This window comes from Streptomyces sp. NPDC051018, assembly GCF_044456085.1.
GTDB lineage: Bacteria > Actinomycetota > Actinomycetes > Streptomycetales > Streptomycetaceae > Streptomyces.
The window spans coordinates 22,176-46,047 of the sequence record NZ_JBITFN010000031.1; the positions used below are offsets into that span (position 1 = coordinate 22,176).

Below are 23,872 nucleotides of genomic sequence, written 5' to 3' on the forward strand. Positions count from 1 at the left end.
AGCCCACCTCGCTCCCGTGCTCGCCCGTGAGGCTACCGAGGATCCGGGCACGCCTCACCGGGTCCGCCTCACCCGCCCGGCCCGGCCCGGGCCACCTTCGCCGGGTCCGCCTCACCGGTACGGCGTGCACGGGACTCCTGGACCTCCGGGCCTCAGCAGCCCTCAGTGGCTCAGGAGACCTCAGGAGACCTCAGGAACCCCCGGCCGCATTCAGGCGCGCCCTGCGGGACGACCCCTCACGGGAAAACCTCACGGGAATCTCACGGGAACCCTCAGGAGAACGAGAAGCGGCCCAGCGCCGTTTCCAGTTCCTCGTGGGTCCGGCCCGTGCGGTAGAACAACTCCCGTTCTCCGAACGCCGTGAAAGCCAGCCCGGCCATCGCTCTCCACAACTGCCCCGTCCGGGGCGGGACCCGGACCTCCAGCAGCCGCTCGTCGGCGCCCGGCTCAAGGACGGGAGGCGCCGAGGGAGGAAGCGCCGGATCGGCCGAGAAGCCGACGGCGGTGATGTCCTCGGCCTTCAGCCGTTGCTTCAGCTCACGCAGCGCCGCGCGTGTGGCGGCGAGTTCGCCGGGACCGCAGCCGATGTCGGCGAGGGTCTCGTCGCGCAGTTCCATCGCCTGGTGGAGCAACTGCATCAGCGCCCCCGTCTCGTCCGAGGACAGGCGCGCCGTCCCTACGTCCCCCGACACGTCCGTACCCCATCATTCGAGAACATCGTCGAACCAGGCCTTTCCGCCTCGTGGTGTGAAGACGGTACCGCCGTCGCCGTCCTCGATGACCACGACTTCCTTGTCCGGATCCCAGTATCCGACCCGCCCGTTTCTGAGGTCGTACCGTACCTCCACATTCGGCACATCGCCGTTGATCACCCCGTCCACGTAGTACCTGATCGCCTCGGGGTGCACGCCCCGCACATAGTGCGTGCCGTTTCCGTCCGGGCGGATCGCCTCCTCGTTCGCGTGCCTCGCGATCTCCTCGGCGAGCGGGTCCGCGGGCGGATAGTCCGGAGTGAGCCCGAAGGGATCCGCCCAGGTGAGCGGATTGACGACATAGGTGACCGGGTTGGGGGCCGGGACGAGGCCGAGGGGGTCGGGGGAGAAGTACCGGGCGGTCTCGGGGTCGTAGGTGCGGAAGTAGTTGTAGTGCAGCCCGGTTTCGGGGTCGTAGTACTGGCCGGGGAAGCGCAGAGGTGTGTACGCGGTGCTGGACGCCGCCCAGGTGGTGGAGCCCCAGAGGGTGGCACGGGTGCGCCAGGCGACGTCGCCGTTCTCGTCGACCAGTTCCGTCGGTGTGCCGACGAGATCGCTGACGATGGCGAAGAAGCGCTCGTCGACGGCCCCCTGACCGTCGGTCTCGTGGATGCGTTCCGTCTGGGTCAGGGGGTGCAGCCCGTCGTGGTCCCAGGTGAGGCTGACCGAGTGCCGGGGGTGGTCGGGGGAGGCGGTGGTCTGTTCGCAGAGGGTGGAGCCGTCCCAGGTGAAGTCGGTGCGCTCGACGGCGGTGGAACCGTCGGGGCCCATACGCGTCTTCGCGATACGGCGGCCCAGGGGGTCGTATGCGTACTGCCACCGGGTGCCGTCGGGGGTGGTGACGGCGCTCAGCCGGTCTTCGGAGTCCCACTCGTAGCGCCAGATGTCGGGCCTGCGGGACAGCCGGGTCTTCCGGCGGAGCGTGACGCGGCCGAGGGCGTCGTGTTCGTAGCGGACGTTCCCGGCGCGCGTGATCGTGGTGCCGCTGTACGTGCGGGGGCCGGTGGCCTCGTGGCCCGGGTGGGTGGACGGCCACTCGGCGGTGGTCTGGTTGCCCGCCTCGTCGTAGGTGTAGCGCTCGGACCAGCCCGCCGCGTGGACGGCCGTGACGCGTCCCGCGCCGTCGAGGTCGAAGGTGCGGGTGCCGCGCAGATGGTCCTCGATACCGGTGACACAGCCGTCGGCCCGGTAGGCGTACGCGCGGCGGGAGACCGTTTCCCCCGAAGGCCCGGCCAGATGCTGGGACGCCGTACGCCCCACCTCGTCGAACACCTGCGTCAGGGTGAGGGATTCACCGATCAGACGGACCGTCTCCCGGCCGGCGGCGTCGTGCTCGAAGTCCAGGGTGCGGCCGGAGGCGGTGAGCCGGGTCGGGTTGCCCGTCGCGTCGTACTCCCACGTGCTGACCGCCCCCGACGGCGTGGTGCGGCTGATGCGGCGGCCGAGGACGTCATAGGTGTAGCTGGTCCGCCGGCCGTTGACGGTCTCCGAACGCAGCCGGCCGTGACGGTCCCGCAGCAGCGTGAGCACGCTGTCGGCGTTCTCCGCCCGGGCGAGTCGCCCGCTGTGGTCGTAGACGTACGTCGTGGCCCGCCCGTCCGCCTCCTTGCGGACCACCCGCCCGGCTCGATCACGCTCGAAGACGGTCGTACGGCCGAGGGCGTCGGTACGGGAGCCGAGCCGTCCCGCCGCGTCATAGGCGTAGGTGAGGGTCCGGCCGTCGAAGTCCGTCTCCCGCACCGGGTTGCCCGCCGGATCGTAGGCGTAACTCCAGGTCAGACCGGCCGGGTTGTGCACACTGACGAGGCGCAGCTCGGCGTCGTGACGGAACTCGTGGCGAGCGCCGTCCGGGCCGGTGCGGGCGGTCATCAGGTCGAAGTGGGAGTACTCGAACCGGGTGGTCAGGCCCATGGGGTCGGTATGGCTTGTGCAGTTGCCCTCACCGTCGTAGGTCCACGACTCCCCGGTGCCGTCCGGGAAGACGCGCCGGGTGAGCCTGCCCTCGGCCGTCCGCTCCAGCCGGGTCGTCGCGCCGAGCGGGTCCGTGACGGCGATCGGCCGTCCGTACGCGTCCCGTTCGTAGCGGGTGATCCCGCCGAGCGGATCCGTGACCTCGACGGGCAGTCCGGCGCGGTCGCAGCGGACGGCGGTACGGTGGCCGAGCGGATCGGTGACCGAGGTCAGCCTGCCGAGGCCGTCGTAGGTGAAGCGGGTGGTCCGGCCGGTGGACTCCGTCACCGAGGTGCGGTTGCCGCGCTCGTCGTAGGTGTGGCGCCGGACCCGGCCGTCCGCGCCGGTCTCCTTCACGGGCAGACCCAGGCCGTTGAACTCCGTCCGCGATTCACGCCCGTCGGGGCCGGTGATCCGGACGATCCGGCCGTTCTCGTCGTACGCGAACCCGGTGCGGTGCCCGAGCGGGTCGGTCCGGGACAGCAGACGGCCGCGCCGGTCGCGTTCGAAGCGGGTGGTGGCACCGAGCGGGTCGGTGCTCGCGACGATCTGACAGTCCCTGTCGACGGTGAACCGGCGGACATGGCCTTCGCCCGTGGTCGTCGTGGTCGTGCGCAGCCCGGTCGCCGGGTCGGGCTCGCCGTAGGAGAGCCGCAGGGTCATATGACCGGCCTCCCCGCCTTCGGCGATCACCCGGTCCCGGTCGTCGTACGCGTAGTCGTAGCGGCGCCGGTTGGAGTCGATCCAGGCGGTGACCCGGTGACGGTCGTCGTACTCGAAGGTGAGGGTGCCGCCGGACGGCCCGGTGACCTCGGTGAGGTCGCCGTCCGTGTAGCCGTACGCCATCAGCGGCAGGACCGCCCCGCCGTCCGCGGGCGCCAGCGCCAGGGCACTCACCCGGCCGTCGGTGACCGTCAGCGCCAGCCGGTGGCCCGCGGAGTGGGCGAGCGCCAGGGGACTCCCGTCGTCGGTCCGGTCGACGGTGATGGTGTGGCCGTTGCGGTCACTGACCTGTACGAGCCAGGCGTCGCCGTCCTCGCCGGGATCGGCCCCGGGCGGTGCGGCGAAGTGGCGTACCAGACCGGTGGCCGGGTCGGTGACCGTGTAGTCGCCCGTCCCGTCGCGGTCCAGCGGTGAGAGCGCCGCACCGGACTCCGGCAGGGTCGGCACCCCCGGAACGGGATGCGGATAGGTCAGCAGAAGCCCGTCCGCGGTGACATGGACGACCCCCCGCGCGTCGATCTCCAGACGCTCGTCGACGGTGGACGACCAGGAGGGCCCGAAGAGGCGGCCGGCGGTGTAACCGGACTCCACCCGGCGGGTGAAGACGAGCGGCAGCGCGCCCGGCAGGGAGGCGTCCGTCTGCGGCAGGAACATCCGCCCGGAGGCCAGGTCCACCGGGTCGGTGCCCGTCGTGACCCGGCGGCCGTCGGAGCGGTCGTACGTACCGTTCCCGGCCTCGTCGGCACCCCTGCGCGCCCGGTTGGCGTCGACGGCGAGGTCGGCGGCCTCCCCGGCCACCCGGACACCCTTGACGGCCGCGCCGGCGCCTCCGGTGGCGGCGGTCAGCAGCGCGTCGGGCGCCAGCCGGCCGAAGCCCTCCGCCGGGTCCTTCATAAAGCCGTCGACGATCTGCTTGCCCGCGCCCCAGGGGTCGTTCGCGACCTGGACCAGACCCGCGCCCATGTTGTTCAGCGCGAGGCCGTACTCCGCGGGGTGCGTGATGTTGTACGCGTCCATCGGATTGACGCTGCGTACGAAGGAGAGCAGATCGGCCGTGCCCTTGATGATGCCGCCCCCGAGGTGCGTCTGCATCACCTCCAGCTCGGCCATGCCGTCCTGGAACTGCTGCGCGTACGACGGCTTCGGCGGGGCCGTGTCCCGGGCCGCCCGCACCGCGGAGCGCGCCGTCTCCGCGGCCGTGTTGCGCTGTCTGCGGGCCTCCGCCAGGATCTGCTGCGCCTCCTCCATCCGGGCCTTGCCCGGATCGGTGAACGCGCCCGGCTTGGGCGGCAGTGTGGCGGGATCGCGCTGGTCGGCGGGCTTGGCGTTGTACGCGTCGGCCGCCTTGTTGTAGGTGTCGACCTGGGACTTGTGCGCGTTCAGCGCGTCCTCGGACGCCTTGGTGCCCGCCTTCCACTTGTCGATCGCGAGCTGCGCCTGACCCTGCGCCCACTCCACCGTCGACGCGAAGGTCTCCAGCGCGCCGGCCGCCTTCCCGAACGCCTCGGAGCCCTTGACCCACTTCGGCGGCTCGATCGCCACGGTCGAGCGGAAGGCGTCGGCCGCCTGCCCCTTCAACGCCGAGGAGTCCAGGCCCTTCAACCCCATGGCGACCTTGTTGAAGGACCGCTGGAGATCCTTCAGATTCGTCGCCGTACTCCGCAGCTTGGACGGGGAGCCGTAGACCAGCTTCGTCTTGTCCTCGCTCTGGCCGAGGTCCATCTCGTCGACCTCGGCACCCATCCGGTTCGCCAGCGAGCGCGACTGCTCACGCACCCAGTCCGCGCCGGAGTCCCAGCCCACGTCCTCCAGCCGGTCGGCGGTCCAGTCCCCGGCGTCCTCGACCCGGTCGCCGACCCACTCGGTCGCGTCCTCGACCTTGTCCTCGATCACATCCGGTACGAAGTCCCCGATGCCCACCGGTCAGTTCCCCCCGCCGTCGTTCTGCTGCTGCCGGGCCCGCTCCTCCGGAGACGGCCCGAACGTCTCGTCGACGGCCCGGTCGAAGTCCCCCTGGTCCACGCCGATGAGATCGTTGAGCGCGCTCGTGCGCTGACCGCCCATACCCTCGGTCACCAGGGCCCGGCCGGTGTCCTTCCAGGTCTGCTCCGCCTCCTCACCCGCCCGCCGGAACGACTCCTGGCTGTAGTCGGGGTTCAGATAGTCCGGGGTGAACACATCGCCCCAGCCCTGTTTGACGACCTCCTCCTCGGAGGCGTGGGGATTGCCGACGACGGAGTTCACGGCGACCTTCAGCGTGCCCTGGACGTACTGGTCCTCCTCCCAGAGCAGCCCCGCCGCGAGGCCCAGTTTCGCCGCGATGGTGTTGGCGTCCTGGATCAGGGCCCGTACGCCCCACTCCCAGCGCTCGCAGTAGTCCTCGAAGTCGGTGGAGAGGCCGTGGTGACCGGCCTCCATCCCCGTCATCGAGAGGTCCGAGAACCCCTTGCCGAGGACCGAGCCCGTACCGGTGCCGGAGTCCCGCAGTTCCGACACCGCGTCCCGCAGACCTTGGGTGATCAGCCGCACGCTCGCCTTGCTGACGTTCAGATCCTCCGCGCCACCCATCAGCCCCGCCCCCCGTGCGGCTCATCGGCGTCGACGGCGACCGCGTCGGGCACGATGCCCTTCACCGGTGGAAACACCATCGATCCGTCCGGATCGGCGATATCGACGGCGATCCCGGCGGGTTCGCCCATCGCCGGGATGATCTCGTCCAGCAGCCGTGCCCCGCGCAGGGCGGCGTACTCCCATGACCGCACGGCACCTGCCGGGCCGTGTCCGTGCCCGTGGTTCTGGCCGCGTCCGTAGTCGTCGGGGGCGGCGCCCTCGGTGCCCTGGTGAGCCAGCGCGAACCGGGCCAGCGCGCCCTCGTCGGTGAACCCGCAGATCCACCGCACCCCGCCGGACCGGGCGGTCCAGAGCCCTCCGCCGTCCAGTGGTACCAGGAGCAGGGTCCGTCTCAACTCCCCGACGAGCGCCCGGGGATCACCGCTCCCCGCCCGCTGTTCGGCGATCCGCCCCTGAAGCCCGGCTCCCGTGCCTGCGCCCACCGGGGATCCCCCTCCGCGTTGCACCCGTGCAGTACTAGCACCGTAGAACACGGTCCGCTGGACTGGCCAGTCATCTCCAAGTCGGTTACGGACAGGGCACATACGGCTGCCGTGGGGCCGGTTGCCCGTCCTGACCGGGCGCGCTCCGGACCTCATGCACGGCCCCCCGGAGAGCTTGACCGGGGGCCGGAGCACCGAACGCGCGCTGGAATGAACATTCCATCCAGCGGGCCGGACCCTCCATGCGCGGGGACCACGGGTTCCGACCCCTGGTCTCCATCCGCAGGGGCAACTGCCGTGCGGAATGGGGACTTGTCAGGCAAAGGGCGGGACAGCATCGTCAGGGACTGAGTTCGCCCGGCCGGCGGATTGACGGGGGCGTCCGCCTCAACCGCGTCACCGGCAAAGCTCACTTCGGGCCACTCCAACAGCCGGGTGCCCGGGCATATGGCCGACCGCGTCGGAGAACTGACGGGGACGGACGGGCGGCCGTGCCCCGTCCGTCGTGGTGCCGTCTGTCGTGGTCGCGCCCGTCGTGGTCCTGTCTGCCGTGGTGCCGTCTGTCGTGGTCGCGCCCGTCGTGGTCCTGTCTGCCGTGGTCCGGGTCCGTCGTGGTCGCGCCCGCCGTGGTCCGGCCGCCGTCGTCGCCCGTCACCGGCCGGAGGCCCGGCCCGTGCCATCGGATCCGGTCCCGTACCGGAGTCCGGGCGGCCGCCGCCGGACACCGTCGCCGACAGGCCGCCGTCACCACCGCCTCCGCCCCATCGGCGTAAGCCGTTCCGCCTCCGCCCCACCGGCGTAAGCCGTTCCGCATTCGGCCGTCGCCGGATTGCGCGGCCCCCCGGATCACGGTGGTGTGGATGCGGATGCGTGCCGGCGCCCAGGACATCGGCGCATCCGACACCCGACCCATGAAGGAGGAGGGATGGCGTATGCGCATATCCGGATTCCCACCCGCCCGCCGCCATTACACGGCGGCCGCCCTCGCGGCAGCGGTGATCTGCTCGACGGTGTTCGCCGAGCCGTACTTCGCTCCCGCCGGAGGCAGGCCGGCTCCCGCGGGGCCCGTACCGCGGCTGAACTGGCGGCCCTGTTCCGCCGGCAGCCCGTTCGACTGCGCGACCGCGACGGTGCCGCTGGACTACGCCGACCCCGGTGGCCGGACCATCGATCTGGCGGTGATCAAACGGAAGGCGACCGGGCCCGGGCGGCGTATCGGCACGCTGTTCTTCAACCCCGGAGGCCCGGGCGGGCCCGGAACGGTGCAGATGCCGGACCGGTACGAGTTCTTCCCGCGAGAGGTGCGGGAGCGGTTCGACATCGTCAGCTGGGATCCGCGCGGGATAGGCAACAGCACCGCGGTCCGCTGCTTCGACACCCCTGAGGCGGCCGACGTCTGGGCCTCCGGCAAACCGGCGGGCTTCCCCGTGGGCGAGCAGCAGCGGGCGGCCTGGATCGCCGCCTACGCCGAACTGGGCCGGCTCTGCGAGAAGCGGGACCCGGAACTGCTGCGCCATGTGTCGACCGCCGACACCGCACGCGACCTCGACGGGCTCCGCCAGGCGGTGGGCGAGCCGCAGCTCAACTACCTGGGGACCTCCTACGGGTCGTTCCTGGGCGCCACCTACGCCAATCTCTTCCCCGGCAAGGTCCGCGCCATGACCCTCGACAGCAATATCGACCCCCGGGCATGGACGGACAACGGCTCGGACATCGACCCCGCGCTTCCGACTTTCCTGCGCATGGGCACGGACGTCGGCGCCGCCGAGGTCCTGGACCGGTTCCTCACGCTGTGCGGCTCCACCACGACGGACCGCTGCGCGTTCTCCGCGGGCAGCCCGAAAGCGACCCGGGACAAGTTCGACCGGCTGATGCGGCGCCTGCGGGACCGTCCGGTGGGCGCCTGGACCTACGCCAAGACGGTCGCCGACACGGTGAACGGCCTCTACACCGTCCACCCCGGGTGGACGGAACTCGCCGGCAGACTGCAGGAGCTGTGGCGGGGCCGCGTCCCGGGACCGCCCCCGCCCTCGACCTCCCCGGTCCCGGTCCCGGTTCCGTATCTGGGCGAGGAGCAGGCGGGTGCCGTGTTCTGCTCCGACAGCCCCAATCCACAGGACGTCGAGGTGTATCACCGGGCGGAGGAGATCGCCGCCGCCCGTGCGGGGGACGCCGGTCGCTTCTGGGCCTGGGCCTCGGAGCCGTGCGCCACCTGGCCCGCCCGGCCCGCCAACCGCTACACCGGCCCCTGGGACAGACTCACGTCACCCACCGTCCTGGTGGTCAACCCGCTCTACGATCCCGCCACCGCCTACCCGAACGCGCAGGCCATGGTCCGGGAACTGGTCAACGCGCGTCTGCTCACCCTCAACGGGTACGGGCACACCGCGCTGGGCAATCCCAGCAGCTGTGTCCAGGAGTACGAGAGCCGTTACTTCATCGACGGCACCCTCCCGCCGGCCGGCACGGTGTGCGACCAGGACACCGCTCCGTTCCCCTCGCCCGGCCCGCCCGGCGGCCAAGACGCGCCCGCCGTCCGGCCCGTGGTGCCGGGGGCGGTGTCCTGAGCCGGCCCCGCGTACACACCCCGCCTCCCGTCGCCGGGCGGGCGGCGGTCCGCGCGGGCTGCGACCAGGCGTGATATCCGCTCCGGTGGAACGGCTGAATTCCCGTTGACGTCCCCCTCTCCAGGGCACGGTGGCGTGCCCTGGACGGACGGGGAGACGGGGAACAGGTGCCTGGGGACGGATTCGCCACGTGGACACGACGGTTCGAGGACGAGCGCGAGCGCCGGAACACCCAGGGCGACCCCGACTGGGGCCGGGGCGCGACCCTGCATCCGGCGGTCTGGCGCAGCATCCAGCGCTTCCAGGTGGGTGAGGACGGTGACGGCGCCAACCTCATCCCCAAGGCCGACGAGGCCGGGGACCCCGACTACGCGCGAGCGGTCCGGCTGTTCGTCGCCGAGGAACAGAACCACGCCCGCGTTCTCGCGCTGCTCCTGTCCACGGGTGGCGTGCCCACGCTGAACAGCCACTGGACCGACGAGGTCTTCCTGCGGCTGCGGCGCCTGATGGGCCTGCGTACGGAACTGCTGGTGCTGATGATCGCGGAAGTGGTGGCGCTGCGTTTCTACCGGGCCCTGCGGGACGGCGCCGACGACTCGCTCACCTCGGAGGTGGCGGGCCGGATCCTGGCGGACGAGGAGCGCCACGTCCCGTTCCACTGCGAGCGCCTGCACGCCGCGTTCGCGGAACTGCCCCGCCCCCTGCGCCGCCCGCTGACGGCCGGATGGCGGCTCCTTCTCCTCGCGGTCTCCGCCGTCGTCGCCGTCGACCACGGCCCGGCCCTGCGCAGGCTCGGCGTCGGGCGCCTGCGTTTCCTGGGCGACGTCATGGCCTCGTCCGGCACGGTGGTCTCCGAGATCCTCGCGCCCGCCGGGACGTGTGGTCGAACGCGGCCTGATTACCGACGGTGAACCTCCGCTCCGGGTGAACCCCTGCTCCGGGTGTGCGCCTGCACCGGGTGAACCCCTGCTCCCGGTCCGGCGGCCGGGGTCCGGTGCGAACACTGCTGGAACCCGATGAGCGTTGTCCCAGGTCACGGCGGATATCTCGCCCAGCCGCCGCGGGGACCGCCGTGAGTACGGGTACTCATGTGCGAACGGTGGGCGCGGCATATTTTCGCCCTATGTCCGACATCCCGACGAGGCAGCCGTCCACCGCCGGCAGAGGCGGCCGGTGCTGCTGCCTGATCTTCGCCGTCCTCCCCCTCGTCTGGTTCATCGCCGCCCCCGTCCTGCCGGAGGACGTGTTCTGGTTCCCGTTCTGGCTGGCGTCCGCGGTGTGGAGCGGACCCGACGGCCACGGCGGCATCGGCACACTGTTCGGCCAGTAGCGGTGCCCGCCGCGTTACGGCGGGAACCCCGGCGCGAACCGGGGGCGCCCGTCTCGCTTCGCCCCTGTGCCTGTCATCGCGGGGAACACCCCGCCGGGGCGGGGCCGACCCCCTGATGCCGAGCCGTGGCCACACCTCAGCCGGAACACCCCCGCCTACGCGGGGCCGACAGCGCGGTCGGGCGCTCGGGGTCGTACGCCAGCGGAACACCCCCGCCTGCGCGGGGCCGACACACCCACCCCCGTCCCGGCTGTGCAGGAGCGGGGAACACCCCCGCCTACGCGGGGCCGACCTCGGCGTACCCCAAGCCGCCAGCCTCACCTGCGGAACACCCCCGCCTACGCGGGGCCGACGGACGTGGGCGGCGGCCGTTTTGCTCAGTGGCCGTTGTCCTTTCGAGCGTGTGGTCGTTCGTGATCGAACAGGGTGCTGGATCGGGTGGTTTGGCTGCCGTGGGCGCATGCAGGAAGGGCCTCTTGGTAGCTCGCGGTTGTTGAAGCCGGCGAGGAACAAGAGGCCCTGGTGTCGCAGTTTTGCGTAGTCACGTCTTCGGAGTCCAGTTCGTCCACCCTCGGGTGTGACTGTCTCGCCCACAGGTTCGGGAACGCGGCTGATCGTCCGGGCCGGGAGCCCCGCTACGGCTCGGACATGAGCGATGTGGAGTGGGCGGTGGTCCGGCAGGCGTTCCCGACGCCGGCGTGGATGGAGAGCCGGGGCGGGCGGCCTGAGGGCTACTGCCACCGTCAGATACTCGACGCGGTCCGCTACCTGGTCGACAACGGCATCAAGTGGCGTTCCATGCCTGCGGACTTCCCGCCCTGGGACCGCGTCTACGCGTTCTTCCGCCGCTGGCGCGATCACGGCCTGATCCGTGAACTCCACGAACGGCTCCGCGACCAGGTGCGCCGCGCGGAGGGCCGGGACACCGGGCCGACGGCGGCCGTCGTGGACTCGCAGTCGGTGAAGGCGGACGCCACCGTCAAGGGTGCTTCACGGGGTTACGACGGCGGGAAGAAGATCAACGGCCGCAAGCGGCACCTGGTCACGGACTGCCTCGGCCTGGTGCTGACGGTGCTGGTGACACCGGCGTCAACGACGGACCGGGACGCCGCCCGCACGATGCTGCCCGCCCTGCGGGAGGACTTCCGGAAACTGCGGCTGGTCTGGGCCGACGGCGGCTACACCGGCCACCTCGTCGACTGGGCCGCCCGGAAACTCGGTCTCGTCCTGGAGGTGGTCAGACGCGGCGACGACACCAGCGGCTTCCTCGTGCTGCCCCGCCGCTGGGTCGTCGAGCGCACGTTCGCCTGGCTCATGCGCAGCCGGCGCCTGGCCCGCGACTACGAGACCCTCCAGACCAGCAGCGAAGCCCTGATCCTCTGGTCGATGACCATGGTGATGAGCCGCCGCCTCGCCCGCCGCACCACTACACGGCACCAGGCTTTGGCACGGGCAGTGTGAACCGGCCCGGCCTCTGCTCGACCAGCCAGCCCCGCTCCACCAACCGCTTCAGCCTGCCACGCGCACCCTCGACCCGGGCCGGCGGGCCGGTGTCCCAGCCCAGTGCAACCGCCGCCTGCCGCGCGGTCAGACTGTCGCCGCCCGTCTCCTCGAAGACGGCCATGATGTGCCGGTAGTCCGGGCCAAGGACCCTGATCGACACCCCGTCCGCTTTGCGGGCCACCGTCCTGCTCGGCCCGGTCCCCGACGCAGGCTCCTCCACGGCAGTCCCGGCCACTCCCGGCCCGGGGACCACCGCCGTGGTGGTCCCGTCCTGCTCGGTCAGCGCCTCGAGATACTGCTCCAGGCCGATCACCCGATGGTTCAGCACCTCTTCCGCCTCCGCCAGTGCCGCCCGCACCAGCTCGAACTCGGCCCGCAGCTCCTCCACCCGCACCAGAGCGGCCTTCTCACGGCGCTCGAGCACCGCCCGCATCGACGGCATCCGCCACCTCCACACCACGGGAACGAACACGACGGCCGAAGACTGCCTCAACAACCCGGACATCACACCTGACCAGCGGAAACCCACACGTCAGATCCGGAAAGACAACAGCTTCTCAGGCCCTGGAACACCCCCGCCTACGCGGGGCCGACGGTGCCGAACGCCTCCACCAGGGCGGCGTCCACGGAACACCCCCGCCTACGCGGGGCCGACTCCAGCGAGCCGAGGAGCAGGCCGGCCTGCCGGGGAACACCCCCGCCTACGCGGGGCCGACGCAAGGACCTTCTGCGCGGTGGACGCCGCCACCGGAACACCCCCGCCTACGCGGGGCCGACCTCCGTGCTGGCAGCCTCGGCCCGGCGTAGCAGGGAACACCCCCGCCTACGCGGGGCCGACCCGACTTCGCACGAGAACTCCGCCGAGATGACCGGAACACCCCCGCCTACGCGGGGCCGACCCGGTCAGCGTCCGCGTCTGGTCGTAGGTCTGCGGAACACCCCCGCCTACGCGGGGCCGACGGGGAGACACTCCTGCCCCGTCCATGCGGGCACGGAACACCCCCGCCTACGCGGGGCCGACTCGCCCGGAAGCCCCTCGCCGGCCTTTTCCAGAGGAACACCCCCGCCTACGCGGGGCCGACAGCGCGGGGGCGCCTCGGGCAGCTCGCCGCTGGGGAACACCCCCGCCTACGCGGGGCCGACACTTGCTGACCTGGGGTTCTTTCAGCGATCTGCGGCCATTTCATTTAGTTGGCGCAGATAGCCACGGCTGCCCTTCCGACTCGCGCGGCGAGGATGGAGCATCACCAGGGTCATAACCGTGGAGGCCCTATGTGTGAAGAAGATCGATCTGTCTCCCATGGTCCCGACGTTACCCGTTCCCGCGCAGCCTGCGGTTGCGTCGCAGGAAGCGACGGGAAGCGACCAGCTCAACGCTATGTGCCGGGCGCGCAGTTGAGCGGCAGGCACCCGGCTCACGTGGCGCGCAACGACTTCTGTCGGGATTGAGGCCCGCGTACCCCGGCTCATGATGTGGTCAAACAAGATCAAAACCTATCAAAGTGTCGGCGTTGTCAGTGGGGCACTCTAGGCTGCCGATCAGTTCATCAAGGGGGGAGAGACACCATGGCGGAAGCCCAGTTACGGCCCAGTGGCAGTGGCAGTGGCGACGGCATTGACGCTCTCGGCGTGCTGTGGGGCAAGTCCGAGGACAAGGCCGGCGGGACGATGAACCTCCTGCTGTCGCATCTGCTCGATACGGCAGCGGTCGCCGAGTGCATCTGGGACGGGTTTCTGGCGCCGTCCACGAAGTGGATGGTCGACGACGTCGCCGGCGGGGCGGGCAAGGGGCGGCGGTTCTTCGCGTGGCTGTGCGGGATCCACGACTGCGGCAAGGCGACCCCTGCTTTTCAGCGGATGTGGCCGAAGGGCGCGCAGGCGGTCCGCGCGGCCGGGCTGGAGTGGCACGAACCCACCCTTGCCAGGGCAAGGCTCAAGTGGCGCCATGACAGGGCGGGCGCGTTCGTCTTGCGTACGGTCCTCGGGGATGCCGGCTGGAGCGACGAGCAGATGAGCTGGCTGTGGCCCCTGGTGGCCGGTCACCACGGTGCGTTCCCCGATGAGAGTGCCACGTACGAACCCCGGGGCAGCAGGGGGCAGAACATCGGTGGCCCTCGCTGGCGGCGGGCGCAAGCGGACCTGGTCGAACGCTTCGGCGCGGAACTCGGCTTCGGTGACGTCCTACAGGTCGAGCCGGTACGGGCGCCGTCCCGGGCGGCCCAGCTGCATCTGAGTGGGCTCATCGTGATGGCGGACTGGATCGCCAGTGACGAGAAGCACTTCATCGGTCTGGACACCTTGGCGATGGTGAATATCGCCAAGGCCCGGGAGCGGGCCGGTGCCGCCTGGGGGAAGCTCCGCCTCCGTGGCGGTTGGGGGCGACTGGCGGAGCCGGGGCCGGAGACGTTTGGTGACCGGTTCGGGCACGGCCCCCGCCTCTCGCAGGCTTTGGTCATGGACGCAGCGCGGCGCATGGAAGCCCCCGGGCTTCTGGTGGTCGAGGCGCCGATGGGGGAAGGCAAGACCAAGGCCGCTTTGATGGCGGCCGAGATCCTGGCCGCCAAGTTCGGCGCGGACGGCGTCTTCGTGGGGATGCCGACCCAGTCCACCAGCGACCCGATGTTCGGACAGGTCAGATCGTGGGTCGGCGGCATCGACGAGGAACTGGCCGGCCAGGTCGCGTTGCTGCACGGCAAGCGCATGTTCAACAAGGAATGGCGTGACCTTCTCGGCGAGACCGGAGGCGGGGACGATCCGGAAGCCCGGTACGGCGGGATCGACGAGTACGGCGAATGCGGGGACGACGATCTGTACGGCCCCGGGGTGGCCGCCTTCCACGGAGGTTCCGCTCAGCCGGTGGCCCGCGGCCCGGCCGAGTGGTTCCTCGGCGCCAAGCGCGGACTGCTGTGCCCTTTTGTGGTGGGCACGATCGACCAGTTGCTGTTCGCTGCGACCCGTACCAAGCATGTGATGCTCCGGATGGCGGGCCTGGCGGGCAAGGTCGTGGTGCTGGACGAGGTGCACGCCGCAGATGTCTATATGTCGCAGTTCCTGGTGGAGGGCCTGCGGTGGCTCGGCCAGGCCGGGACGCCCGTAGTGCTGCTGTCGGCGACGCTGCCTCCCAGCCAGCGCCAGGAGCTGATCGATGCCTATCTCGCCGGTGCGGCCGGCCGCGAGGAGTTCACGGCCGAGGGGCTTCCTGATCCCGGGGGCTATCCCTCGGTGACCTCGGCATGGCAGTCACCTGATGGCTCCGGGCCCCGCTTCGACGTGACGTCGTGCGACTCCTGGCGCGCTTCCCTCGACGTCGCACTGGAGTTCCTGCCGGAGCGGGTGCCCGCAGCGAGATCTCGACGGGAGCAGAGGGAACAGGCTCGGGATGTGGCCGATACAAAGGAGCAGAAGGAGCAGGCGCGGCAAGAGGCCGACGCATCGGTCGCTGCCTTTCTCGGCACCGCCCTTGCTGCCAACGGATGCGCCTTGGTCATTCGTAACACCGTCGAGCGAGCGCAAGCTCTCTACACCACGTTGTGCGCCCAATTCGGCGATGACGACGTGCTGTTGTTGCATGGACGGATCGCCGTGGGGCCTCGGGCGGACCGGATCGAGGAGTGTCTACGGCGGCTCGGCCCTCCGAGGGCGGCGGAGAAGCCGAAGGGCCCCCGACCCCGGCTGATCGTGGTGGCCACACAGATAGCGGAGCAGTCCTTCGATGTCGACGCCGACATCCTCATCACGGACGTGGCCCCGATCGACCTCCTGCTCCAACGCATCGGGCGTCTGCACCGCCATGACGGCGTTGTCCGCCCCGAGGGACTTCCTGACCCACGTGTGGTGATCACCGGATTCGACGGCCGGGACGCTGAGGACGATGGGGGAAACGACGGCGAGGGAAACGACGACGTCGCGGCGACCGCGGGTGTCACCCGTACCACTGGAGTCTTCCACCATCAGTCCCCGCGCTTCCTCGGCGCCTCCGAGGCCATCTATGGACGGCATCTGCTGCTGCGTACCGCCGCTCTGTTGTCCCAAGCCGTCGACGACAAAGGGAAATGGAGCGTTCCCGGTCAGGTGCCCGAGCTGGTCGCGGCGGGCTACGGGACCCCGGACGACATACTGCCGGCGACATGGCGCGAGGACGCGGCGGCGGCGCGGCGGCGGTGGGAGGCCGAGGAACGGGAACGAGCCGAGAAGGCCGCCGACTTCGTCCTGACCCGCCGAGGTGACAGGGAAGGCGGCACCCTCGCGGGACTGCATTTCGCCCGCCTGCCCGGCGGCGGCCGGGACAAGGACCTGGACGCCGTCGTCCGCGACGGCGAGTTCAGCGCGGAGGTCGTTCTCGTGATCCAGGACGGCACCACGTACCGCACCCTGCGGGGCCGGAGCCTGACGGTCAACGGTGACGTCCCCGACGAACTGCTGGACGAGGTGCTCGGCGGTACGGTGCGGCTGCCGGCCAAACTGTCGGAGGAGGCCGTACGAGGGCTGGGCCCGCTGCCCGGCTGGCTCGGACATCCGAGGCTGAGATACAGCCCGGCTCTCGTCCTGGACTCCGGGCGTGGTGCCGTTCTCGGCGAGCGGCGGCTGCACTACGACGACAAGCTGGGGCTGGTGGAAGGCGTGGCCGCCGAGGCCCGATCCGCCGCGGGATAGGGGGTGCGCGGGGCGGTGGGGACAGTTCCCGCACCGACCCGCTGTCCCCCGCTCGGAGCGGGGCCGATCCGTCGGACAGACGGAAAAGCGGAGCATCCCCGTCGGTGCGAACGGTGCGAACACCTTGATCGCGAGGGGCCTCGGTCATCTTCTCATTTCCCCTGCACGGGAGGTGAGGGTGTGCGACGCTATCGCCGAACGACGTAGACGTAAAAGCTTTGGGGGATACGCAAGTTGTTCAATCTGCTGGATGAACCTTGGCTGTCCGTGCGTCCCGCGGACGATGTCGTGGGGGACGGCGGAGAAGCCGGCAGTGTGCGGGCGGTCGGCTTACGCCGACTGCTCCTGGACGCCGACCGGTTCCAGGATCTCGTGGTCGAACTGCCCACACAGAAGCCCGCGATCTTCCGTCAGCTGCTGCTCCCCGTCGTCGTGGACGCGCTCGGGCGCCCGGCGAACGCCACCGAGTGGATCGCGATGTTCCGGGCCGGTGCCTTCACCGAGGAGCAGCGGCAGCGACTGACCGCCTATCTCGACACATACGGGCACCTCTTCGACCTGTTCGATCCCGTCGATCCCTTCGCGCAGGTCGCCGGTCTCCACACGGCGAAGGGCGAGACCAAGGGATCCGCCCTGCTGGTGGCGACCGCCGCCACCGGAAACAATGTGCCCCTGTTCTCGTCCCGTACCGAGGGCGATCCACTGGAGCTGACTCCGGCACAGGCCGCCCACTGGCTGCTCCACACGCACTGCTGGGACACCGCCGCCATCAAGACGGGTGTCGTCGGTGATCCGCAGGCGAAGTCGGGGAAGACGACCGGAAATCCGGTGGGTCCGCTGGGACAGCTCGGCGTCATCATGCCCATGGGACGGACCGTCTACGAGACCCTTCTGCTCAACATCCCCTTCGATCAGGCGTTGTTGTCGGACGACCGCCCCCAGTGGCGCCGCCGCGCGAGGGAGGGCGAGGTCGAGGACACCCTCTCGTGCGCCCTGCCCGCCTGGCAGACCCGAGCCGCTCGCGGCCTGCTCGACGTATGGACGTGGCAGTCGCGCCGGATCCGCCTGATTCCCGAGGAGACTCCGGCCGGGCCGCGGGTCACCCGGGTCGTCGTCGCCGCGGGGGACCGGCTCACCAGCACCCCCCTCAGCGATCCGCACACGGCGTGGAACACGGACCGCCCCGCTTCCCGCGCGAGGAAGGGGGCCAAGGGCGGATCGGGAAACACACCTCGCCCTCGACGCCATCAGCCGGGGCGGGCCGCCTGGCGTGGACTGGAAGCCCTGCTGGCCATCGAAAAGGACAGCCGGGACGACGACGCGACCGCCGCGCGGTCCGGCTTCCAGACCAGTGTCCTGCTGGGCAGGCTCCGCGCGATCGGCGCACGTATGCCGCAGGCGTACCCGCTCCAGGTCGAGCTGACCGGGATCACGTACGGCAACCAGTCCGCCGTCATCGAGGACGTCTTCTTCGACGAGATCCCGCTTCCGATCACCGCTCTGGATCCGGAGGGAATCGTCTACGACTCCCTGCTCGGGGCCGTAGGACAGGCGGAGAACCTCGCCACCGCCGTCAACCACCTCTCCGGAGATCTCCGCAGGGCAGCCGGCAGTGAGCCGATTCCCTGGGACAAGGGGCAGCGCCCGGGGGACACGCTGCTGCACGCGCTCGATCCCGTGGTACGGCGGCTGCTGGCGGGTCTCCGCGACGTCGGCGAGGACTTCGACCGCTCGGAGCGCGGTCTTGAGGCGTGGGAGCTGAAGGCCGAGCGGATGACCTGGGAAGTGGCGGAACAGATCTTCTCCACCGCGGCGCCCGGGCTGTTCACCGGACGCACGGTGGTCAAGGACGGCAAGGAACAGGTCTACCGGCTCAGTACGGCCGAGCGTGCCTTCCGGAAACGACTCGACACGATTCTCACCCGCCGTGCCGCTGGGCGCGGCAAGGGCTGACGCCCCTCGTCCGGGCCCGGCACGGCCCGCGATGTACGGCCGCGCCCTCCCCGGCCGCGCCCGGTGGCCGCCCTGCCACCTCACGACCGACCGCCCCGCTCCATCGAATCTCACCGAAGGGGGACCGCCGTGTCCACCACCGCGCAGCCGGACCCCGCTGCACCCACCGCCGCCCGCCGTCGCTACTGGACCCGGCGAGTGGACGGCAGCGGCAACTGGCGTACCGATCACGCGAGCGGAACCGCGATGCGGTCACCGGGGGAGGACCTGGCCGCCATGCGCGCCGGGCTGGGGCGCGAGGCCGGGGCGGTCCCCGAACTCTGGCGCTTCTACACCAGCCCGATCGACGGACGGGTCACACCGGAACTGGAAGCCGAGCACGCGGCCCTCTCGCTCTACGGTCTTCATCAGCAGAGCCAGAGCCGGCCCATGCACCGGCCCGGGATCTCCATGGGTGCGGCACTGCGCACCCTGCACCACAGCCAGCGGTTCAGTGAGGAAGCCGTGGACCGGCGGGTGGCGGCCACGGTCCACACCACGTCCGTCTCCGCACTGGTCTACCGGCTGCGCGGACTGATCACGCAACTCCGTGCCGTGGAACAGCCGGTGGACTACGACCAGTTGCTCCTGGACATCCAGCGCTGGAAGTCCCCCGGCTCCCGGCAGCAGGTCCGCCGCGGCTGGGGTCTCGCGTACCACGCCTGGGGCGCCCGCCCGGGCAACGGCGCCTCGCCGAAGGACTCGTAACGACCGCCCCTGTGCCGAGGGGCTCGCACCTCCCGTTCCCGTGCTGAAGGGCTCGTCACTCCCGCTCCCGCGCCGACAGGCTCGTCACTCCCGCTCCGACCGTCACCCGATTCGTCGTTCAAGGCGGCTCGCCGAAGCAGCGTCCGGCAGTACCGGACCGTCGGCGCACCACACCCGCCGACCCCATCCACCGGAGGACCCCATGGCGCTGCCCGCGTCCCGTACGTATATCGACATCCACATTCTCCAGACAGTGCCGCCGGCCAACCTCAACCGCGATGACCAGGGCAATCCCAAGGAGGCGTACTTCGGCGGGGTACGCCGTTCCCGGGTCTCGTCCCAGGCGTGGAAGCGCGCCACCCGCACGCACTTCGCCGAGCGGATCCCCGAGCAGGACCTGGCGACCCGTACCCGGCGTATCGGTGCCGCACTCACCGAACTGATCACCGACGGCACCGGCCTGGACGACGAGGCGGCGGCCCGTCTGGCGAGCGCCCTGCTGGCGCGGCTGAAGATCAGTGCCGGGAAGAAGGAGGGAGACACCGCCTACCTCTTCTTCTACGGACGACGACAGCTCGCGGCGGTCGCCGCGCTGGTTCGGGAGCGTGCGGCGGAGCTCTCCGCTCTGGACGACGACCAGCTGGCGGAAGAGATCAAACTGATGCCGGTGCAGGAGCAGTTCAGCACCGGACACCCCATGGACGTCGCGCTCTTCGGACGTATGGTGGCGGACATCCCCGCCCTGAACGTGGACGCGGCCACACAGGTCGCCCACGCCCTGTCGACCCATGCGGTCGAGCTGGAGTTCGACTACTTCACGGCGGTTGACGACGAGCAGACGGAGGAAGAGACGGGCGCCGGCATGATCGGCACCATCGGATTCAACTCCGCCACGCTCTATCGCTATGCCACCGTGGGCCTTCACCAGCTCCGGGAGAACCTCACGGACGACGAGGCGGCCGTCACCGCCGTCGAGGAGTTCGTGACCTCGTTCGCCCGGTCCATGCCCACCGGCTACGGCAACTCCTTCGCACACCGCACGCTACCCAGCCTGGTCGTCGTCGCGGTGCGCCCCGACCAGCCGGTCAATCTCGTCTCCGCCTTCGAAGAACCGGTCAGCGTCTCGGCGGGCCTCGCGGAGGCATCCGCGCGGAACCTGGCACGTGAACACGGCAGGGCGATGCGCTGCTGGGGTGACGCACCGGCCTACACCGGACTCTGCCACACCTTCGCCGAGGCGGGTGACACGGCTGAGCTGCTCAAGACCACGTTCGGCGAACCCCTCGCCTTCCCGCAGCTCCTGCACGGCCTGCGGAGCCATCTCACCGACACCCTCAAGCAGGCCGCCCGATGACCTCCCCCACCCCCGGCCCTCCCGCCGGCGAGGGCACCGGGCACCCCTCGGACCTGGGCGCTGGCTCTACGTCCGGGCCGGGCGCCGGACGTTCCTCGGACCTGGGCGCTGGCTCTACGTCCGGGCCGGGCGTCGGCCTCGCGCCCTGCGTGGGCGCCGAACCGGCGTCCGGCCCGGAGGTCGGCAGCGACGCCGTACTTCTGCTGCGCCTTGCCGGGCCGCTCCAGTCCTGGGGCACCCGCAGTGCCTTCAACCGCCGGGAGACCAGCCCGGAGCCCACCAAGTCGGGCGTCATCGGTCTCCTCGCCGCCGCGTCGGGTCTCGCCCGCGAGGACCCGCTCGGGGAACTGCTGCCGCTGCGGCTCGGCATCCGCGTCGATCAGCCGGGAACCCTGCTGCGGGACTATCACACCGTCAGCGACTACCGGGGGCGGGCGCTGCCCCAGTCCGGTGTCAGCGCCAAGGGAGTCCAGAAGCCGACGTCTCCGGCCAAACACACGCATGTGACGACCCGCTACTACCTCCAGGACGCGGTCTTCCTCGCCGCGGTGGCCGGTCCGCGCGCCGTGCTGAGCGCGCTGGACCTGGCCGTACGGGCCCCTGCTTTCCCGCTCGCGCTGGGCCGCCGCTCCTGCCCGCCCAGCCAGCCGGTCTCCCTCGGCCTGCGGGGACCGGGCCTTGAGGAGGCGCTGACGGAGGAGCCCTGGCTGGTGTCCCGGCGGAGCCGTGAACAGTACGCGTCCCGGCTCGGCCGTGAGCGAGGGCTCGGGCGTCCGCTGTACCCGGCCCGCATCGACTGCTCGGTCACCCTGGAGGATCCCGACGGCGACGATGTCGCCCACGACGCACCGGTCTCCTTCGACCCGTACGCCCGCAGCTTCACCAGCCGACGTGTCCGACACCGTTGGCTGAGCATCCCGACCGGCTTTCCGAACGCCGAAGACGACTCCCCCGACAGCCCGGACGACGAAGCCGGACACGACCCCTTCGCCCTGTTGGGCTGGTGAGCGCCATGACCTATCTTTCCCGGATCCGCATCAACCCCCTCCGCGCCGAGAGCCGGAAGCTGCTGTCCAACCCGCGCGCCATGCACGGCGCCGTGATGGGAGGCATTCCCGGCCCACAAAACAGCGAGCGCGTCCTGTGGAGGCTGGACGCGGACGATCCGCGCCGACCGCACCTGTACGTCCTCACCCGGTCCAAGCCGGACTGGACCCATGTGATCGAACAGGCCGGCTGGCCCGCCGCCGAAGGTGACCACGCGGCGATCCGTGACTACGCCCCGCTCCTCGCCCGGATCGCGACCGGCAGGGAGTTCGCGTTCCGCCTGACGGCCAGCCCGGTCCAGAACACACAGTCGCCGCAGACCCCCACTCCCGCCCAGGCCGCGCGTATCGCCGCCAGCACGGACCACAAGCGGGTACGAGGGTTCCGGATCGGCCACCGCACCGCCGCCGCCCAGCTCGACTGGTTCCTCAGCCGTACCGAACGCTGGGGTTTCGCCATCCCCGCGTCCCGGACGGATCCCCCCGCTCCGGGCCTCGAACAGCCCACGTCCGCAGGTCTCCGGCCCGCCCCGGAATCGCCCTCTGAGCGGGAAACGCCGCCGGCGAGGATTCCGGACCCACTGCGAGAGGTACGCATCACGGCCCGGCACCGCCACTCCTTCCAGAAGAACGGCAAGGGGGCCGGTGTCACCTTCCGGAGCGCCACCTTCGAGGGGCGTCTTCGCGTCACCGACCCCGCGCTGTTCACCGCTCGCCTCCTCGGCGGGATCGGCCCGTCGAAGGCATACGGCTGCGGACTGCTCACCCTCGCTCCCCTCCCCGGCGGGAAGGGCTGAGCCATGGCCGACATCTGGTGGAAAGCCGAACCGCACGACCTCCATCGCATCGGCGACCGCGTGTCCAGTGTCTACGTGGAGCGAAGCCACCTCGACCGCGACGAGAACGCCGTCGTCGTCATCAACAAGCGTGAAACGGTCCGTATCCCGGCCGCCATGATCGCCGTCATGCTGCTGGGCCCGGGTACACGCGTCACCCACGGCGCCATGCGCCTGCTCGCCGACTCCGGCACCGCGGTCTGCTGGGTCGGTGAACAAGGTGTACGGATGTACGCGTCGGGCCTCGGCCCCAGCCGCGGTGCCGGCCTGCTCCACCGGCAGGCGTGGCTGGTCACCCGTCCCAAGGAGCGACTCGGAGTCGCCCGTGCCATGTACGGCATGCGATTCCCCGGCGAGGACGTCTCCCGTGCCACCATGCAGCAGCTTCGCGGCCGCGAAGGTGCTCGTATCCGCAAGCTCTACCAGCAACACTCCCGCCGTACCGGCGTCCGCTGGGACGGCCGCGTCTACAAAGCCGGAGACGCGTTCGCGGCGGGTGACGACCTCAATCGCCTGCTCTCCGCGGCCAACGCCGCCCTCTACGGCATCTGCCACGCCGTCATCGTCGGACTCGGTGCCAGCCCGGGACTCGGCTTTGTCCATACAGGCTCAGCGATCTCGTTCGTTCTGGACATCGCCGACCTCTACAAGGCCGAGTACACGATTCCCCTCGCCTTCGACCTCACCGCCCGAGGACTCACCGACGAACGGGACGCTCGTATCGGCCTTCGCGATCAGATGGCCGAGACGAAGCTGCTCAGTCGTATCGTGACCGACGTCAAGAGTCTCCTGAACCCACCCGGCGCGGATTTCGACACCCCGGAGACCAGCGAACTCTGGGACGAGCGCCTCGGTTCGGTCTCCGCTGGCGTCAACTGGGCTGCCGATGCGCCTGCACCGGGAGACAGCGATGACCAGGAGCCCTCTGGGGCCACCGCTTCCCTCACCCCTGCCGATATGGGGGAACGTCATATCGCCGTCATCGGGCCCGAATTCAAGGAATCCACACCTCCACAAGAGCCGGAGCAACCGCCGGAGCCGCCCGGATGACCGTCATCGTCCTGATCGCCGCACCCGACGGCCTTCGCGGCCATCTCACCCGGTGGATGGTCGAGGTGAACGCCGGTGTCTTCGTCGGCAACCCCAGCCGCCGTATCCGCGACCGGCTCTGGGAACTCCTCGCCACCCGCATCGGCGACGGCCAAGCCGTCCTTGTCGAACCCGCATCCAACGAGCAGGGCTGGGCCGTTCGCACCGCGGGCCGCGACCGCTGGCGCCCCGTCGACCTTGAGGGCCTGATCCTCTCGGCCCGCAACCGCCGCTGACCATCACTCCGGCCGGACCCTGCTCGCATGGCTGAGCCATGTAATTCCCATGCGGGTGCCGCTCCTCGGCTCGATCCGGC

General features: G+C 70.7%; 16 protein-coding genes, 1 pseudogene and 1 CRISPR repeat array. Of the genes and pseudogenes, 12 read left to right on the forward strand and 5 right to left on the reverse strand.

What is annotated here, in order from left to right; all coding sequences use genetic code 11:
- Positions 1-272: 272 nt before the first annotated feature.
- From ACIBCM_RS33090 to ACIBCM_RS33105, 4 genes are read right to left on the reverse strand one after another with little or no spacing between them, the layout of a single operon-like run.
- A complete protein-coding gene (locus tag ACIBCM_RS33090; protein ID WP_399249784.1) occupies positions 273-692 on the reverse strand; it encodes a hypothetical protein in 420 nt (139 codons plus the stop codon).
- Positions 693-704: 12 nt separating this feature from the next.
- The gene (locus ACIBCM_RS33095; protein ID WP_399249786.1) at positions 705-5,345 is read right to left on the reverse strand and encodes a putative T7SS-secreted protein; all 4,641 of its coding nucleotides are present in this window, start codon (positions 5,343-5,345) and stop codon (positions 705-707) included.
- 3 nt (positions 5,346-5,348) lie between these two features.
- The gene (locus ACIBCM_RS33100) at positions 5,349-5,993 is read right to left on the reverse strand and encodes a hypothetical protein (protein WP_399249788.1); all 645 of its coding nucleotides are present in this window, start codon (positions 5,991-5,993) and stop codon (positions 5,349-5,351) included.
- Positions 5,993-6,478 carry a hypothetical protein gene (locus ACIBCM_RS33105; RefSeq protein ID WP_399249790.1) on the reverse strand — a complete coding sequence of 162 codons (486 nt, stop codon included), beginning with the start codon at positions 6,476-6,478 and terminating at the stop codon, positions 5,993-5,995. Before ACIBCM_RS33105 ends, ACIBCM_RS33100 begins: the two co-directional genes overlap by 1 nt.
- Positions 6,479-7,410: 932 nt before the next feature.
- On the opposite strand from ACIBCM_RS33105, the gene ACIBCM_RS33110 reads away from it, so the two are divergent.
- The 4 genes and pseudogenes from ACIBCM_RS33110 to ACIBCM_RS33125 all read left to right on the forward strand — a co-directional run bounded on the left by ACIBCM_RS33110 (position 7,411) and on the right by ACIBCM_RS33125 (position 11,836).
- Positions 7,411-9,045: an alpha/beta hydrolase gene (locus ACIBCM_RS33110; RefSeq protein ID WP_399249792.1), complete on the forward strand. Its 1,635-nt coding sequence runs from the start codon at positions 7,411-7,413 to the stop codon at positions 9,043-9,045.
- A gap of 167 nt (positions 9,046-9,212) precedes the next feature.
- Positions 9,213-9,943: pseudogene (locus tag ACIBCM_RS33115) on the forward strand (ferritin-like domain-containing protein).
- Between the two features lie 225 nt (positions 9,944-10,168).
- Positions 10,169-10,375: a hypothetical protein gene (locus ACIBCM_RS33120; protein ID WP_399249794.1), complete on the forward strand. Its 207-nt coding sequence runs from the start codon at positions 10,169-10,171 to the stop codon at positions 10,373-10,375.
- 648 nt (positions 10,376-11,023) lie between these two features.
- Positions 11,024-11,836: an IS5 family transposase gene (locus ACIBCM_RS33125; protein WP_399249796.1), complete on the forward strand. Its 813-nt coding sequence runs from the start codon at positions 11,024-11,026 to the stop codon at positions 11,834-11,836.
- Here ACIBCM_RS33125 and ACIBCM_RS33130 read toward each other — a convergent pair.
- Positions 11,802-12,320: a hypothetical protein gene (locus ACIBCM_RS33130; protein WP_399249798.1), complete on the reverse strand. Its 519-nt coding sequence runs from the start codon at positions 12,318-12,320 to the stop codon at positions 11,802-11,804. The two genes, ACIBCM_RS33125 and ACIBCM_RS33130, sit on opposite strands and share 35 nt — an antisense overlap.
- 124 nt (positions 12,321-12,444) lie before the next feature.
- Positions 12,445-13,021: a CRISPR direct-repeat array (repeat unit 28 nt; unit sequence GGAACACCCCCGCCTACGCGGGGCCGAC).
- A gap of 423 nt (positions 13,022-13,444) precedes the next feature.
- Between ACIBCM_RS33130 and cas3 the strand changes: the two genes are divergently transcribed.
- From cas3 to cas2e, 8 genes are all read left to right on the forward strand, one after another.
- Positions 13,445-16,531, forward strand: coding sequence for a CRISPR-associated helicase Cas3' (gene cas3, locus ACIBCM_RS33135; protein WP_399249800.1), 3,087 nt, complete (start codon positions 13,445-13,447; stop codon positions 16,529-16,531).
- Positions 16,532-16,765: 234 nt separating this feature from the next.
- Positions 16,766-18,484, forward strand: coding sequence for a type I-E CRISPR-associated protein Cse1/CasA (gene casA, locus ACIBCM_RS33140; protein ID WP_399249802.1), 1,719 nt, complete (start codon positions 16,766-16,768; stop codon positions 18,482-18,484).
- Positions 18,485-18,613: 129 nt separating this feature from the next.
- Positions 18,614-19,231 carry a type I-E CRISPR-associated protein Cse2/CasB gene (gene casB, locus ACIBCM_RS33145; RefSeq protein WP_399249804.1) on the forward strand — a complete coding sequence of 206 codons (618 nt, stop codon included), beginning with the start codon at positions 18,614-18,616 and terminating at the stop codon, positions 19,229-19,231.
- A gap of 202 nt (positions 19,232-19,433) precedes the next feature.
- Positions 19,434-20,585, forward strand: coding sequence for a type I-E CRISPR-associated protein Cas7/Cse4/CasC (cas7e, locus tag ACIBCM_RS33150; RefSeq protein ID WP_399249806.1), 1,152 nt, complete (start codon positions 19,434-19,436; stop codon positions 20,583-20,585).
- 149 nt (positions 20,586-20,734) lie between these two features.
- Positions 20,735-21,592, forward strand: a complete 858-nt coding sequence (gene cas5e, locus ACIBCM_RS33155; RefSeq protein ID WP_399249808.1) for a type I-E CRISPR-associated protein Cas5/CasD — start codon at positions 20,735-20,737, stop codon at positions 21,590-21,592.
- A 5-nt stretch (positions 21,593-21,597) separates the two neighbouring features.
- Positions 21,598-22,428, forward strand: coding sequence for a type I-E CRISPR-associated protein Cas6/Cse3/CasE (cas6e, locus tag ACIBCM_RS33160; RefSeq protein ID WP_399249810.1), 831 nt, complete (start codon positions 21,598-21,600; stop codon positions 22,426-22,428).
- Positions 22,429-22,431: 3 nt separating this feature from the next.
- On the forward strand, positions 22,432-23,517 hold the full coding sequence (gene cas1e / locus ACIBCM_RS33165; protein ID WP_399249812.1) for a type I-E CRISPR-associated endonuclease Cas1e: 1,086 nt from the start codon (positions 22,432-22,434) through the stop codon (positions 23,515-23,517).
- Positions 23,514-23,792: a type I-E CRISPR-associated endoribonuclease Cas2e gene (gene cas2e / locus ACIBCM_RS33170; protein ID WP_399249814.1), complete on the forward strand. Its 279-nt coding sequence runs from the start codon at positions 23,514-23,516 to the stop codon at positions 23,790-23,792. The genes cas1e and cas2e overlap by 4 nt, the downstream gene beginning before the upstream one ends.
- Positions 23,793-23,872: the final 80 nt, after the last annotated feature.